A 13,362-nucleotide genomic window follows, 5' to 3' on the forward strand; every position below is an offset into this window, starting at 1 on the left:
CCGGGGACAGCCCCCCTCATGCACTCCCCGGGCCAATTGCCCCTGTATGACTAAAGCCCCTCTTGGGGCGATGGAACAATTGCGGGGGTTGACGTCTTGAGCGTGGGGCGCGATGGCATCCACCGCGCAATTTAATCGCATGGCTAAACAGGCCTGCAGCAGAGTTTGAGAGGACATATTCTCATGAAAATCCTCGTGCCCGTGAAGCGGGTGATCGACTACAACGTGAAGCCGCGGGTAAAGGCGGACGGGTCCGGGGTGGACCTTGCCAACGTGAAGATGAGCATGAACCCCTTCGACGAGATTGCCGTCGAGGAAGCGCTGCAGATCAAGGAAGCGGGCAACGCCGAAGAGGTCGTCGTGGTCTCGATCGGCCCCGCCAAGGCCGCCGAAACCCTGCGCACGGGCATGGCGATGGGCGCGGACCGCGCGATCCATGTCGCTACCGATGAGGAAGTCGAGCCGCTCGCGGTTGCCAAGATCCTCAAGGCCGTGGTCGAGGAAGAGACCCCCGGCCTCGTGATCCTGGGCAAGCAGGCGATCGACGACGATTCCAACCAGACCGGCCAGATGCTCGCGGCTCTCCTGGGCCGTCCGCAGGGCACCTTCGCCTCCAAGGTCGTGGTCGAGGGCGATAGCGTCGCCGTCACCCGCGAAGTCGACGGCGGTCTCGAGACCGTCAAGCTCGCGATGCCCGCCATCGTCACCACCGACCTGCGCCTGAACGAGCCGCGCTACGCCTCGCTGCCCAACATCATGAAGGCCAAGAAGAAGCCGCTCGATGCCAAGACGCCCGCCGACTACGGCGTCGACATCGCGCCGCGCCTCAAGACGCTCAAGGTCGCCGAGCCGCCGGTGCGCAGCGCCGGCATCAAGGTCGAGAACGTCGACGCGCTTGTCGCCAAGCTCAAGGAAATGGGAGTCGCGTAATGAAGACGCTTGTTTGGGTCGAACACGACAACGCCGCCGTCAAGGACGCGACGCTCTCCACCGTCACCGCCGCCGCCAAGCTGGGTGAGGTTCACCTCATCGTTGCAGGCGCAGGCTGCGCGGCCGTCGCCGACGAAGCCGCCAAGATCGCAGGTGTTGCCAAGGTACACCTCGCCGAGGACCCGGCTTACGAACATGGCCTTGCCGAAAACGTCGCACCGCTCATCGTCGAACTGATGGGCCATCACGACGCTTTCCTCGCGCCCGCCACGACCACCGGCAAGAACATCGCGCCGCGCGTCGCCGCCCTGCTCGACGTCATGCAGGTCTCGGACATCCTCTCGGTCGAGGGCGAGAAGACCTTCACCCGCCCGATCTATGCCGGCAACGCGATCGCGACCGTCGAGAGCACCGACGCCAAGCTCGTCATCACCGTGCGCGGCACCGCCTTCGACAAGGCCGCTGCCGAGGGCGGTTCGGCCAGCGTCGAGGCCGTCTCGGGCAAGGGCGATGCGGGTCTCTCCAGCTTCGTGGGCCAGGAAATCGCGACCAGCGAACGTCCCGAGCTCACCAGCGCCAAGGTCATCGTCTCGGGCGGCCGTGCCCTCAAGGATGCGGACACCTTCGAGGCGACCATCCTGCCGCTCGCCGACAAGCTCGGCGCAGCCGTGGGCGCCAGCCGTGCGGCAGTCGATGCGGGCTATGTCCCCAACGACTACCAGGTCGGCCAGACCGGCAAGATCGTGGCTCCCGAAGTCTACATCGCGGTCGGCATCTCGGGCGCGATCCAGCACCTTGCGGGCATGAAGGACTCCAAGACCATCATCGCCATCAACAAGGACGAGGACGCCCCGATCTTCCAGGTCGCGGACATCGGTCTTGTCGCCGACCTCTACGACGCCGTGCCGGAACTTACCGGCAAGCTCTGAGGCTTCGGCCCGAAGGTTTGAAAAGCCCCCGTCCGGCTCCGGCCCGGCGGGGGCTTTTTCGTAGATCGCACGGCATTGCCCTCCCGCGACCGGCTTGCCCCCTGCCCGGCCCCATGCCAGTCTTGGTCAACTGGATCGGGGGATATCGAAATGCGCAGAACGGGTTGGGCCATTGCGGCGGTATCTGGGCTCCTGACGGCGCCGGGCGCGCAGGCCAAGCCGGACACCTTCGTGCTGGAAGCCTCCTCGCCCTGGAACGTGGACTGGGCCGACAACGCCTGCGTCCTGCAACGCATGTACGGCGAAGGCGATGAGGGCGTCCTCCTGCGTTTCATGAACTTCACGCCGGACTACACCTACCAGATCCAGCTCACCGGAGGCCCGGCCAAGCTCAACCTGCCGCACCGGGACATCGACGTCGCCTTTGCCCCCTTCCCCTCCTACGAAGCCGATGCAATCGCAGCGAAGGTCGAAGGCACATACGACTCCCTGCTCTTCACCACCGAGATCGCCATCGATCACGATGAACTTGATCGCATGGACGCCGATCAGCGTGCCTCGGCCCTCGCCAAAGGCGAGGAGCCCGATCGGCATTTCGTGCGTCCCGTTGCCGGCGAGGTGGACCACTTCGATGTCGACCTCGGCCCCCGCACACTCAGATTCAATACCGGCGCTCTCGAGAAGCCTCTGGCCGCCTTGCGCACATGCACTCGGGATCTCTTGCGCCAATGGGGCGTCGATCCCGATGTGCAGGATCAGGTTGCCTACGAAGCGCGTCCTGCCGGAGATGGCGAACTGCGCCGGCAGATGGGTCTGAAATTTCCAAGGAATCTCATTCGCAAAGGCGCACAAGCTCGCGTCAACGTCGTCGTCACGGTCGACCCGCAAGGAAAGATGCAGGGCTGCCGCGTCCCCCTGTCCCAGAATGACCCCAGGTTCGACGAACTGGTATGCGAACGGATGACGAATCTCACGTTCGAGCCCGCGCGGCTTGCCGATGATACCCCGGTCACGAGCTACTGGGCTGTCACGGCCACCTTCATACTAAATTAGGTCAGGTCTGAAGGCTGACGCTCGTAAAGGTTGAGCGCGACCGGGTCCTCGGCATCGGGCTCCTTGCGGTCGTAGGCGACGAAGCCCAGCGCCGTAGCAAGACGCTCGGACGCAAGGTTGCCCTCCTCGATCATGCAGACCATGCGGCGCGGGCCGTGGCGTTCCTCGAACCAGGCGAGACTCGCCTCCATGACCTCGCGGGCCACGCCCTGGCTCCACCAGTCGCGCGCCACGATCCAGCCCGCCTCGGTGACCTCGTCGAAGCCCTTGCCGAAGCCCCGGTTCGAGTGAAACAGGCCGCAGCTCGCGATCATCGCCTCCGATCCATGCGGGCGCACCGCGAAGAGCCCATAGCCGTGCTGGAGCCAGCTTTCGGCATGGCGGATCAGACGCTCCATGTGCTTTTCCGGGTCGGGCGGTGTGGGCGCGAGGTAACGTGTCACCTCCGGATCGGCGAGAAGCGCCATGTGCGCGGCCAGATCCCCCACCCGCGGCTGCCACAGTTCAAAGCGCGCGGTGGTGAGCAGGGGCGCGGTCAGGCCCTCGGGCCAGGGCTCCTGGCTCACAGGAAACGCTCCACGGTATGGATGGCAAGGCCGAAGAGGCCCCCCACCAGCGTCCCGTTGATGCGGATGAACTGGAGGTCGCGGCCGACCGCCCCCTCGATCCGGGCCGAGACCGTCTGGGCGTCCCAGCGCTTCACGGTCTCGGAGACGAGGCGCACGATCTCACTGCCGTAGCGCGCACTCACGCCGACGAGAGTGCGGCGGGCAAAGCGGTTGACCATGACCTGGAGGCGCGCGTCGCCCCCAAGCGCCGCGCCAAGCTGGCCAAGGCCCTGTCCCAGCGTCGCGCCGAGCGAGCCGGAGAGCGCCGCATCAGGGTTGCGCATGGCTTGGAGCAGCGCGGTGCGGCCCCGCTCCCACATCGCCTCGATCCAGGCGCCCAGCGCCGGATTGGCCAGCAGTTCGGCCTTGATGCGCGCCACCCGCGCCTGCATTTCCGGGTCGCTGCGCAAGTCGCGCACGAGGGCCGTCAGCGCCTCGTCGACCTTGCCGCGCAAGGGATGGTCGGGCTGAACGATGATCTCGGCCAGAAGGCGGTAGGTGCCGTCGAGGACCCCGTTGGCAAGGCGCTCGTCCAGGCCGGTCCAGCGCATGATCGTGTTGGCGCGCGCGTGAATCATCTCGCGGATCATCGGCTCGTTGGCCTCGATCACCTCTCCCACCTTGCGCAGCATCGCCTCAAGGACAGGCAGGTGGCGCTGGTCGGCAATCGCGTTCTCGAGCATCTGGGCCAGGAGCGGCGCGGCATCGATCCGCGCGAGCTGTGACTTCAGGCCCGTCTTGACCATGCCCCCCATCTGTTCGGGGTCGAGCGATTCCAGCACATCGGCGAGAAGATTGGCCGCGCCTGCACGGATCCGGGGATTCTCGCCCCGCACCGGATCGCCGAGGAAACCGCCCAGACTCGCGGCAAAGTTGAAGCCCTGCAGGCGCCGCGCGACGACCTGCGGGGTCAGGAAGTTCTCGCGCAGGAAGCGCGCCATGGAATCGGCGATGCGGTCCTTGTTCTCCGGAATGATCGCGGTGTGCGGGATCGGTAGACCAAGGGGGCGGCGAAAGAGCGCGGTGACCGCGAACCAGTCGGCCAGCCCGCCCACCATCGCCGCCTCGGTAAAGGCAATGGCGTAACCCAGCGGCGTGTCCCAGGCGGGAAAGAGCCCGTGCAGGCGGTGAAGCACCAGGAACAGCACGGCCATGGTCAGGAGGAGGCCGGTCGCGAAGAGACGCATGCGGCGCGCCCTGTCCGCCTTGCCGATCTCCTCAAGTGTACTGTCCTGCGCCAAAACTACGCGCCTTTCCCTTATTCGGCAGGAAGCGCGGTCCCCCCTTGCGAACGGGCGTGCGCCTCCTCGGCATGGTGCGGCTCGAACGTCAGCAGCGTCGTGCGCAGCTTGGGGCCGATCCGCTTCTCGAAACCATCGGCAAGGCTAAAGGCTGCGGGCACAATTACCAGAGTAAGCAAGGTGGAGAGGAGGAGACCACCGATCACCACCAGACCCATCGGCGCGCGGAAGGCCCCATCGCCGGAGATCGACAGCGCGGTCGGCACCATGCCCGCCGTCATCGCGACGGTGGTCATCACGATCGGCTGCGCGCGCTTGTGCCCGGCATCGATGATCGCGGTCACCTTCTCCACGCCGCGGTGCATTTCCTCGATCGCGAAATCGATGAGGAGGATCGAGTTCTTGGCAACAATGCCCAGCAGCATCAGAATACCGATGAAGACCGGCATCGAGATCGGCTCGCCCCGGATCGCGATAGCCAGCAGACCGCCGAGCGGCGCCAGGAGCAGCGAGGCCATGTTCACCAACGGCGAGACGAAGCGCTTGTAGAGCAGCACCAGCACCGCGAAGACGAGGAAGATGCCACTGATCACCGCGATGATGAAGTTGGTGATCATCTCAGCCTGCCACTGGTCCTCGCCCACCGGCGCGTTGGAGACACCCATCGGCAGGTTCTGCATGATCGGCAGCTGCTGGATCGCCTCCATCACCGTGCCCTTGATCTGCCCGGGCCCAAGATCCGCGCCGACGAAGACGCGGCGCGCCTGGTTGTAGCGCGCGATCTCGGTGGGACCGGCACCGAAGCGGATTTCGGCCACGCGCTTCAAGGGAACGCTGCCCCCTGCGCTTGTCGTCACCGGCAGGTTCTCGATGGTCGAGAAATCGCGGCGTGAATCCCGGTCGAGCACCACGCGGATCGGTACCTGGCGGTCCGAGAGCGAGAACTTCGCCGCGTTCTGGTCAATCTCGCCCAGGGTCGCGATTCGGATCGTCTGGCTGAGCGCGGTCGTGGTCACGCCAAGCTGGGCGGCGAGGTCGAGCCGGGGCACGATGACAAGTTCAGGGCGCTGGAGGTCGGCCGCGATGCGCGGCGCGACCACGCCCGGGATCTCGCGCATCTGGTCGACCAGGATCTGCGCGGTCTCGTTGAGCTGGTCGGAATCGCTGCCCGAAAGCATGACCGAGATATCGCGGCCCGACCCGAAGCCGCCCGACTGGGTCGCAAAGCTCACGCGCGCATCGGGAATGCGCTGCAGTTCGGGCGCGAGGCGGCGTTCGAACTCGATGCTGGTCGCATCGCGCTTATCGGCAGGCTTGAGCGTGATGTAGAGTGTCGCCTCACCCTCGCGCGAGGCGGCCATGACCAGTTCCACCTCGGACTGCGCCTCGATGATGTGGGTCACCTCGTCGGCCACGGCCTCGGTCTGCTCGAGCGTGGTGCCGGGCACCATCTCGATGTTGACCCGGCTCGTGTCCGAGTTGTTGGCCGGCATGAACTCCTGCGGCAGGCCCAGCAGCAGCGCGAAGGTCACCACCAGTGCGTAAACACCGGCGAGGAAGGCGTAGAAGCGGTGATCGCGCGTGCGCGCGGCCACGCGGTCATGCCAGTAGCGGTACCATTGGCCGAACGTGCCCATGAGGCCCCAGACCAGTCGAAACACCTTGCCTAGGCCAAAGATCACGAGTGGCACGGCCAGCGGGGCGATGAGCGAGGGCAGGACGACCTGCGCGCTGTTGCCAAGCCCCAGCGCGGCCACGCCTGCGGCGAGCGCCTGGAAGGCGACGACGGCCCCCGCAATGCCCGCAAGGAGGAGGACGAAGAGCAGCGCCACGGCCGGGAGCGCGTACCAGCGGCCATGATCCGGGCGCACCAGCGCGGCCTTGCGGCGCAGCGCCTCACGGCTGTCGAGCGTCCAGGCGAGGATCTTCACGTAAAGGTCCATGATCCGCCCGCCACCGTGCTCGGCATGGCCATGCGACTTCAGGAAGTAAGCTGCGACCATCGGCGTGATCATGCGCGCGACCGCAAGGCTGATCAGCACGGCCACGACGATAGTGAGGCCAAAGGCCTTGAAGAACTGCCCCGAAATACCCGGCATCATGCCGACGGGGAAGAACACCGCCACGATCGAGAACGTAGTGGCGACAACCGCAAGGCCGATCTCGTCAGCCGCGTCGATCGAGGCCTGGTAGGCGCTCTTGCCCATGCGCATGTGGCGCACGATGTTCTCGATCTCGACGATGGCATCATCGACAAGGACACCGGCCACCAGGCTCAGCGCGAGCAGCGAGAGGAAGTTGAGCGTGAAGCCCATGAGATCCATGAACCAGAAGGTCGGGATCGCGGAAAGCGGGATGGCGATGGCGGCAATGAAGGTCGCGCGCCAGTCGCGCAGGAACAGGTAGACGATGACGATGGCCAGCACCGCGCCTTCGACCAGCATCTCCATCGAGCTGGTGTACTGCTCGCGGGTGTAGTCCACCTGCGAGAACAGGCGGGTGAAGTGGACCGACGGGTTGGCCTTGCGGATCGCGTCGAGCTTTTCCATCGCGCCATCGTAGACCGCGACGTCGGAGGCCCCGATGGCGCGGTCGAAGCTGAAGGTGACGACCTCGCGCCCGCGCAGCTTGGCCATGCGATAGCGCTCGGAATAGCCGTCGTAGACCTTGGCAACGTCCGACAGCTTGACCTGGCGGCCATTGCCCAGGTTGATGCGCGTCTGCGAAAGGTCATAGGCGCTGTCGGCATTGCCCAGCACGCGCACCGACTGGCGCGACCCGGCGATTTCCGCCTCACCGCCCGCCGCATCGGTGTTCACCTGGCGCAGCACCGTGTTGATGTCGCGCGCGGTCACGCCAAAGGCGATCATCTTGTCGGGATCGACCACGACGCGGATCTCGCGGTCTACGCCGCCGTTGCGGCTGACCGAGGCAAGCCCCTGAACCGAAAGCAGGTTTTTCGAAACAGTGTCGTCGATGAACCAGCTCAGCTGTTCGATGGTCATATCATCGGCGCTGACCGCGAAGACCGCAAGGGTCCCTCCGCCGCCCGCCTCGACCTTGGAGATCTGCGGTTCCAGGATGCCGTCGGGCAGGTCCCCGCGCACCTGATCCACCGCGTTCTTCACCTGGTTGGTCGCCACGTCCGCATCGGTGCCGATGGCAAAGCGCACGAAAGTGACCGAGCTGCCTTCCGAGGCGTTGGATTCAATCTCCTCGACCCCGCTGATCGAGCGCGCAGCGCCCTCGACGATCTGGGTGATCTGGGTCTCGATCTCGGTCGGGGCGGCGCCGGGCTGGCTGATGCGCACGACCACGCCCGGGAAGTCCACATCGGGCATGTTGTTGACGTTCATGCGCCCGAACGAGACCATCCCCGCGATCATCAGACCGATGAAGAAGACGATCGGAATGATCGGGTTGCGGATCGACCAGGCCGAGATGTTGCGAAAGTTCATGTCTGTCCCTGCCCGACGCGTCAGTCCGCGGCCTTGGCCATGCGCGGCTCGACGGTGTCCTCGGGATTGAGGAAGCCGCCAGCGCGCAGGACAACCGTCTCGGTGCCCGCAAGGCCCTTGGAGATGACGATGCCATCGGCGGTAACGAGCCCGGTTTCGACCCCGCGCCGCGCCACCTTGTTGTCCTTGCCCACGACATAGACGAAGCTGCCCTCGGCATCGCTCTGGATCGCCGATTCCGGAAGCATCGGCGCGACCACGGTGCCGCTGGTCAGCGTGGCGCTGGCAAAGCCGCCCGGACGCAGCGCGCGGTCATAGGCAAGCGCGATGCGCGCGGTGCCCTGGCGCGACGTGGGATCAATCACGGGCGAGACCTGCCAGACCTGCCCGGTGAAGGCGCGCTCCGAGCCGACCGGGGTCACCTCGGCCTGCGCTCCGACGCGCACGCGCGCCAGGTCGTCCTCGCTGAGATTGGCGAGCAGTTCCATCTCGCCGCCCTTGGCGAGGCGGAAGAGCACGCTCGAGCCGCCGCCCACGACCTGCCCCGGCTCAACATTGCGTTCGAGCACGAGCCCGGCGGCGGGCGCGACGATGTTGAGGCGCGCGGCCTGGGCCTGGAGCTGGCGCAGCGAGGCGCGGGCCAGTTCGACCTGGGCCAGCGCGGCATCGCGCGTGGCGGTGAGGCGATCAACGTCGGCCTTGGAGATGAACCCGCGATCGACCAACTGGAGCGCGCGGTCGAGGTTCGACTGGGCGAGGCGCGCGTCGGCCTGGGCGGCCTTGATCTGCGCGGCCTGGCTGGCCTGCTGCTGGACCTGTACCGAACTGTCGACAACGGCGAGCACCTGGCCTGATTTTACCCAATCCCCCGGTTCGACGAGAACGCGGCGGACTTCGCCGCCCTCACCCACCGAGCCGATCGGCATGGCGCGGCGCGCGGCGAGCGATCCGGTGGCGGTGATCGTGCCCACGACGGTCGAACGCCCCGGCTTGACGACGGTCACGACGGGTACCTGCGCCGCCTCGACCGGGCCGGTTTCCGCGCCGCTATGGAGGTAGAACCAGATTCCCACGATGAGCACGAAGGCCCCGGCAACGCCAAGCCAGATCAGCCGCGAGGAGCCTTTCTCCGGCCCTTGCGCCTGCGCCTCGTGCGCCTCGAAAGCCCCGTCCGCGCCCGTCTGTGCGCCAAGGTCCTCCTTGCTCACGACTTCGGCGCGATCCTTGTCCAACTTGCTCGTGTAATTCATTCCGTCACCGCACTGGCCGCATCGTCCCGGCACCCTCACAGGTCCCCCAGTTTCCCGTGCAAGGTCACGCATCGCCCCGCACGGCCCGGATCATGGCCGTTAATCCCTGATCCTGACGTATACGTGCGCGCTCTAAAGGTGGCAACGCGGTCTCGCTCCAGATACGCCCCGGATCGACCAACGACTTGTCGCCTCGTTCAACGGCATGGAACCAAGAGGCATAGAAAAACGGCGGCAAACCCAAAAGGTTCGCCGCCGTTTGTCGGTCCCGCGGAACTGATCGGGGGTGATCAGTACTTTTGCTGGCGCTCGTAGAGATCGCGGTAGTGCTGGATGCGCGTCACACGCAGCCCCTGCATTCCCGAACGATCCACGGCACGCTGCCAGGAGGCGAATTCCTCGAGCGTCAGCTGGTAACGTTCACACACTTCGTCGATGGTCAGCAGACCGCCATTGACGGCAGCCACGACCTCGGCCTTGCGGCGCACGACCCAGCGCGTGGTATTGGCGGGGGGAAGCGACTCCAGAGTGAGCGGTTCACCCAGCGGCCCGATTACCTGCGCGGGTCTGATTTTCTGGTTTTCGATCATCTTAGCCCTCGCCCACCGGTTTTGCTGGAGCCGGTGGTGAGCCTCTCTTTGTCCATTCGGACTTGCCATTGCTTGAAGCAGTACGGTTAATGAGCATTAGGGACTCTTATTAAGGATTTTCCACGGGTCGTTCGGGGGCTTTCATCAAGCAGGAAAAGTTCGCGCTTTCATCCAGTTGCATCGTCAAACCTGCCTCCCGCACCGCCGGCCCGAGGCACATGGCCCGTCGGGAGCCCTCCGGCGCTCGCAGCCTTCCCGGTAGGACCACACCAAACGAACCGGCTTATGGCGGCAGAATAGGGCTCACATGGTCAATGGAAGATTAATGACAGGCCCAGGGCGATCCCAATGGCCGCGCCTTCGCGCCGATCGGGTAGGAATTCGCGACGAGGCGCTGTATGAGCGCTCCCCATGTCCCCTGACGCAAACCTCTTCAACGGCCTCGATCCGGCCGACCTGTTCCAGTTGCCCGCGCCGCTCTCGGCGCGCCGCATCGTCGTCGCCATGTCGGGCGGTGTCGATTCCTCGGTCGTCGCCGCGCTCGCAGCGGCCACCGGCGCCGAGACCATCGGCATCACCCTGCAACTCTACGACTACGGCGCCGCCACGGGCCGCAAGGGCGCGTGCTGCGCAGGCGACGACATCCGCGACGCACGCGCAGTCGCCGATCGCCTCGGCATCGCCCACTACGTCTTCGACCACGAGAGCGCGTTTCGCGAAGAGGTCGTCGACCGTTTCGCCGACGACTACCTCGCTGGACGCACCCCCATCCCCTGCATCCGCTGCAACATGGGGCCCAAGTTCACCGACCTTCTGCAGATGGCGCGCGACCTGGGCGCCGATTGCCTCGCCACCGGCCACTACGTGCGCCGCGTGGAAGGCCCTGCAAGCTCCGAACTGCACCGCGCGGCCGACCCGGCGCGCGACCAGAGCTACTTCCTCTACGGTACGACCGAGGCCCAACTCGACTTCCTGCGCTTTCCCCTCGGCGGCCTGCCCAAGACCGAGACACGGCGCCTCGCCGAAGCGGCGGGCCTGCGCGTCGCGGACAAGCCCGACAGCCAGGACATCTGCTTCGTGCCCGACGGCGACTACGCCAAGATCGTGCGCTCGGTCCGTCCCGAGGGGGCCGCGCCCGGCGACATTGTCCATGTCGAGACCGGCGCGGTCCTCGGATCGCACCAGGGCGTGATCCACTACACCGTGGGCCAGCGCCGCGGGCTCGAGATCGGTGGCCAGCCCGAACCGCTCTACGTGGTGGGGATCGATGCGCCCTCACGCCGGGTCCTTGTCGGCCCGCGCCATCTGCTGGCGGTCGCTTCGGCCCGAATCATCGAGACCAACCGGATCGGCCCTCTCCCCGAGGGCACGCCGCTCACCGCCAAGGTCCGTTCGCTGGCCAAGCCCGTGCCCGTCACGCTGGAAGGTCCGCTCGGCGAGGGTGCGGAGACCACCTTGCGCTTCGCCAATCCCGAATACGGCGTCGCGCCGGGTCAGGCCGCGGTGATCTATGCGGGCGAACGCGTGGTCGGCGGGGGCTGGATCGAAGACACCACGCCCGCCACCCCGCTCTGAGCGAAGCGCCCGATCACCCGTCCCAGGGCTCGAGACGGCAACCATGGCGGCTGTCGTAGCGCGCACTCTGGTAGCCGAGCAGCGGGAGCCCGGCGCTGACGCTGCGCGTCTCGGTATCCTCGCTGAGCCAGACGCGCCCCGCGATGCCGCCAAGCGGGGCCACCGCGAGGTCGGCCTCGCAGCTTTTGAGATCGCGCTGCGAGACATGGCGGCACACGCAGCCGAGCCGCGCGGCATAGGCGCCCCCGATGCGCGTCCGCTCGCGCAAGTCCGCCCACTGCCAGGCCAGGAGCCCTGCCCCCACCAGCAGCGCCAGGACCACCAGGTTGCGCAGCCAGCGCGAAGGCTGGCGGGCGGCATGGGGAGCGCGCGGGGCTTTGGCGGAAGGCTGGCCCTCCGACGCACGCCCACGCTCAGGTCCACGCGATGCCTGTCGCTGCTGCCAGGCCTGCCGCAGCTTGTCCCCGGCTCCCGATTTGGGCGGTGTTGCCATTCCCGATCTTCTCGCACACTACACCGCGCGTCATGCCGGTGTATCCGATCCGCCTTATCCTCCCGCTGCTGGCCCTGCCAAGCCTGTGGGCCTGTGGAGAACCCGCGAGCGAGGGACCGCCCCCGCCCAGCACCGAGGCCGAAGCCGCCATCACCGATGACGGAGGAGCGCCCCACGCCGAACTCGGCCGGGCAATCGACGGCCTCTTCAACACCGATGCGGTCGGCCCGACCCATGCGCTTGTCATCATGAAGCGCGGGTCGGTCATCGCCGAGCGCTATGGCCCCGGTATCTCCGACACGACGCGCCTGCCGGGATGGAGCGCGGGCCAGTGCATCACCAGCCTGATGATCGGCCAGCTGGTCAGCGACGGGCGCCTGCGCCTCAACGAATCGGCGCCTGTCCCCGAATGGCGCCGGCCGGGCGATCCACGCGGCGAAGTGACGCTGCGCCAGCTTCTCCAGATGCGCTCGGGCCTGCGCTTTGCCAAAGGCCGCCCGGGCCGCGAAGGCGGCATCACGGAGCAGTCCGATGCGATGCGCCTCCTCTACCTCGACGGGCGCGACGACATGGCCGCCTACGCCGAGGCACAGCCGCTGGAATCGCCTGCAGGCCAGACTTTCGCGGATTCAGGCGCAAACGCGATCATCCTCGCCGATCTTGCCGCGCGAGTCCTTGCCCCGGACGGATCACCCGAAGCGCGCCGCGCCGCGGTCATGGGCTACCTGCAAAGCCGCGTCCTCACCCCCATCGGCATGGAATCGACCCAGGCCGGCTTCGACCGGGCGGGCACGCTGATCGGCTCGGGCATGATTCACGCCAACGCGCGCGACTGGGCCAAGCTCGCCGAATTCCTGCGCCACCGCGGCTCCGTCGCTGGCGCGCAGATCCTGCCGCGCCGCTGGATATCCTTCATGCGCGAGCCCAGCCCACGCAACGCGGCCTACGGCGCCGGGGTCTGGCTCAACACCGCACCGCCGGGCGAAACCGCACGGCTCTGGCCCGCCACCGCACCGGCCGATGTCTTCGCGTGCCTTGGGGAATACGGGCAGTACGTCGTAAGCTCGCCCGAACAGCTCCTGACCGTGGTGCGCCTGGGCCGCAGCGCGCCCAACCAGGAACGCGCCGTGCACGAGCGCATCGGGGCGCTTCTGGCGTTGTTTCCGGGCGGAAAGTAACAGTTAAAAGAGTCAGAAAGACGATTCCGAGGGCCATCGCCCTCGGGCTCCCAGAAT

11 protein-coding genes are annotated in these 13,362 nt (G+C 66.7%); 5 read left to right on the forward strand and 6 right to left on the reverse strand.

Features of this window, described 5'->3' with window-relative positions; genetic code table 11:
- Window positions 1–183: 183 nt before the first annotated feature.
- The 3 genes from LC060_RS17945 to LC060_RS17955 all read left to right on the forward strand — a co-directional run bounded on the left by LC060_RS17945 (window position 184) and on the right by LC060_RS17955 (window position 2,912).
- Entirely contained in the window at window positions 184–930 is a 747-nt protein-coding gene (locus tag LC060_RS17945) for an electron transfer flavoprotein subunit beta/FixA family protein (protein WP_226638038.1), read from the forward strand.
- Window positions 930–1,859, forward strand: a complete 930-nt coding sequence (locus tag LC060_RS17950; protein WP_226638040.1) for an electron transfer flavoprotein subunit alpha/FixB family protein — start codon at window positions 930–932, stop codon at window positions 1,857–1,859. Before LC060_RS17945 ends, LC060_RS17950 begins: the two co-directional genes overlap by 1 nt.
- 150 nt (window positions 1,860–2,009) lie before the next feature.
- Window positions 2,010–2,912 carry a TonB family protein gene (locus tag LC060_RS17955; protein ID WP_226638042.1) on the forward strand — a complete coding sequence of 301 codons (903 nt, stop codon included), beginning with the start codon at window positions 2,010–2,012 and terminating at the stop codon, window positions 2,910–2,912.
- Here LC060_RS17955 and LC060_RS17960 read toward each other — a convergent pair.
- The 5 genes from LC060_RS17960 to LC060_RS17980 form a co-directional block, all read right to left on the reverse strand.
- The gene (locus tag LC060_RS17960; RefSeq protein ID WP_226638044.1) at window positions 2,909–3,478 is read right to left on the reverse strand and encodes a GNAT family N-acetyltransferase; all 570 of its coding nucleotides are present in this window, start codon (window positions 3,476–3,478) and stop codon (window positions 2,909–2,911) included. The two genes, LC060_RS17955 and LC060_RS17960, sit on opposite strands and share 4 nt — an antisense overlap.
- Window positions 3,475–4,707, reverse strand: a complete 1,233-nt coding sequence (locus tag LC060_RS17965) for a DUF445 domain-containing protein (RefSeq protein ID WP_226638239.1) — start codon at window positions 4,705–4,707, stop codon at window positions 3,475–3,477. The genes LC060_RS17960 and LC060_RS17965 overlap by 4 nt, the downstream gene beginning before the upstream one ends.
- 71 nt (window positions 4,708–4,778) lie before the next feature.
- On the reverse strand, window positions 4,779–8,219 hold the full coding sequence (locus LC060_RS17970) for an efflux RND transporter permease subunit (RefSeq protein ID WP_226638046.1): 3,441 nt from the start codon (window positions 8,217–8,219) through the stop codon (window positions 4,779–4,781).
- Between the two features lie 20 nt (window positions 8,220–8,239).
- Window positions 8,240–9,469, reverse strand: a complete 1,230-nt coding sequence (locus tag LC060_RS17975) for an efflux RND transporter periplasmic adaptor subunit (protein ID WP_226638048.1) — start codon at window positions 9,467–9,469, stop codon at window positions 8,240–8,242.
- A 290-nt stretch (window positions 9,470–9,759) separates the two neighbouring features.
- Window positions 9,760–10,059: a DUF1153 domain-containing protein gene (locus LC060_RS17980; RefSeq protein WP_039390007.1), complete on the reverse strand. Its 300-nt coding sequence runs from the start codon at window positions 10,057–10,059 to the stop codon at window positions 9,760–9,762.
- A gap of 411 nt (window positions 10,060–10,470) precedes the next feature.
- Between LC060_RS17980 and mnmA the strand changes: the two genes are divergently transcribed.
- Window positions 10,471–11,634 carry a tRNA 2-thiouridine(34) synthase MnmA gene (gene mnmA, locus LC060_RS17985; RefSeq protein ID WP_226638050.1) on the forward strand — a complete coding sequence of 388 codons (1,164 nt, stop codon included), beginning with the start codon at window positions 10,471–10,473 and terminating at the stop codon, window positions 11,632–11,634.
- Between the two features lie 13 nt (window positions 11,635–11,647).
- Here mnmA and LC060_RS17990 read toward each other — a convergent pair whose 3' ends face one another.
- Complete coding sequence (locus LC060_RS17990; protein ID WP_226638052.1) at window positions 11,648–12,127, reverse strand: hypothetical protein; 480 nt, start codon at window positions 12,125–12,127, stop codon at window positions 11,648–11,650.
- 32 nt (window positions 12,128–12,159) lie between these two features.
- On the opposite strand from LC060_RS17990, the gene LC060_RS17995 reads away from it, so the two are divergent.
- Window positions 12,160–13,305 (forward strand): serine hydrolase domain-containing protein, encoded by a 1,146-nt coding sequence (locus LC060_RS17995; RefSeq protein ID WP_226638054.1) that lies wholly within the window; start codon window positions 12,160–12,162, stop codon window positions 13,303–13,305.
- The last annotated feature ends 57 nt before the right edge of the window (window positions 13,306–13,362 follow it).

Source organism: Novosphingobium profundi, assembly GCF_020524485.1.
GTDB lineage: Bacteria > Pseudomonadota > Alphaproteobacteria > Sphingomonadales > Sphingomonadaceae > Novosphingobium > Novosphingobium profundi_A.